Annotated in this window: 1 protein-coding gene and 1 pseudogene; both read right to left on the bottom strand. The window is 37.7% G+C overall.

Annotated elements, in window-relative coordinates:
* Positions 1 to 119: 119 nt before the first annotated feature.
* Positions 120 to 1,286 carry a NifS family cysteine desulfurase gene (locus tag Q1553_RS00225; protein WP_115551010.1) on the bottom strand — a complete coding sequence of 389 codons (1,167 nt, stop codon included), beginning with the start codon at positions 1,284 to 1,286 and terminating at the stop codon, positions 120 to 122.
* A gap of 236 nt (positions 1,287 to 1,522) precedes the next feature.
* A pseudogene (locus Q1553_RS00220) lies at positions 1,523 to 1,801 on the bottom strand (3-deoxy-manno-octulosonate cytidylyltransferase); the annotation flags it as partial.

Below are 1,801 nucleotides of genomic sequence, written 5' to 3'. Positions count from 1 at the left end.
CCTAAATGAGTTGGGTTGTCCATTCTTTCGCTTACTTTTTTGCTATATGCGTCCCATAACGCACCGCCTAATAATTCATTTTTTGCCATTCTTTTTCCTTTAATTCTTAATTTGTTTCTTTAATAACTACTTGAAATAGAGCGCAAACGTGCAATAGATTTTTTAAAAACTTCCATTGCATAGTCAATTTCTTCTTTTGTATTAAAGCGACTAAGTGAAATTCTAATTGCAGTATGTGCTAATTCTTTATCTGCGCCAATCGCGCTCATTACAGGATTTGCTTCCAAGTCCTCACTTGCACACGCGCTTCCTGTGGAGCAAGCAATACCATATTTGTTTAAATCCCACAACATCGCCTCTCCCTCTACTCCACGAATGCTTACTAGAATCGTATTTGGCACACGCAAAGCCCGCTCGCCTATGACAAAAACATCTGGAATCTCTAGTAAAGCATCTTCTAATCTATCACGCAAATGACGCACATTGTTGCGTTCAAAATCTAAATGAAGTGAAGCCTGTCGCATTGCTTCTCCTAATGCTACGATATAAGGGACATTGAGAGTCCCGCTACGCTTGCCACCCATATGTTCTCCTCCGTGAAATAAAGGGGTAAGCTTAATGTCTTTGCGAATATAAAGCCCACCGATTCCTTTAGGTGCGTGGAATTTATGCCCGCTGAAACTTAAGAAATCTACTTGTGCCTTTTGCACATCAACGGGAATTTTGCCGATAGCTTGCACTGCGTCCGTGTGGAAAAGCACTCCTTTCTTTTTGCAAATTGCCCCAATTTCTTGAATAGGGAAAATAATCCCCGTTTCGTTGTTTGCCCACATTACGCTAACCAATGCGGTTTTATCTGTGATAGCATTTTCTACTGCACTTGCATCTAGTGTGCCATTTTCTCCAATAGGCAGATAAGTTACTTCTACACCTAGAGATTCCAAAAATTGACAGGTTGAACGAATTGCAGGGTGTTCTACTTGTGTCGTGATGATATGATTCTTTTCACCAAAGCGCAAAGTATCAAAATACACACCTTTTAAAACCCAATTGTTGCTTTCTGTCGCGCAAGAAGTGATGATGATGTCGTCTTCATCGTGCGCATTAATTCCTTCATAGAGATGATTAAACGCCTCACGAATTGCTATGTGTGTTTCTGTGCCAAAACTATGCAAGGAGTTTGGATTGCCATATTTTTGGCAAAAATAAGATTCCATTAACTCTTTAGCCTGTGGGTCTAGCATAGTGGTTGCATTATTATCTAAATAAACTTTTTTAGATTCCATAATAACTCCCTAAGATGATATTTTTAGTTTTTATTTTTAATTTTGCTTGCTTGAAACTTTTGCAAAATAACCTTTGGCTTTTACCATAAAAAGCTTAATGTAATCTTATATTTATCTTGATTATTCGTCCTTGCAAGAGGCGAACGCAGTGAAAAACGAAGCAAGTCAAATATAAGAATCGCAAGGGTAATTGTGTCATTACGAGCATATATGCAAAATCTTAATAATTTTAAAAGCTACTTAGAAAACATTTTTAAGGCGCGTTCCAAATCCTCTTTGGTGTCAATTCCAAAAGATTGTGATTCTACTTTTGCCATTACAATGGTTTTAGAGTATTCTAAAGCACGCAATTGCTCTAGTTTTTCTATAGATTCCAAAGTAGATTTTGGTAAATTACAAAAAGCCTGCAGGCTTTCACCGCTAAACGCATAGATTCCTAAATGTCCTAAATATTGTGCGCCGGATTCTATTTGATTTTCCCTATCATAAGGAATCTTGGAGCGCGAAAAGTAAAT

The sequence above is a fragment of the Helicobacter sp. UBA3407 genome (assembly GCF_949747025.1).
Lineage (GTDB): Bacteria > Campylobacterota > Campylobacteria > Campylobacterales > Helicobacteraceae > Helicobacter_D > Helicobacter_D ganmani.
The sequence above is the reverse complement of the archived record's forward strand: the minus strand, read 5'-3'. Positions and strand labels throughout refer to the sequence as shown.

Bases quoted from the DNA above. Each gene is read 5' to 3' on its own strand.
- Q1553_RS00225 (WP_115551010.1), bottom strand. From the start codon at position 1,286: ATGGAATCTAAAAAAGTTTATTTAGATAATAATGCAACCACTATGCTA.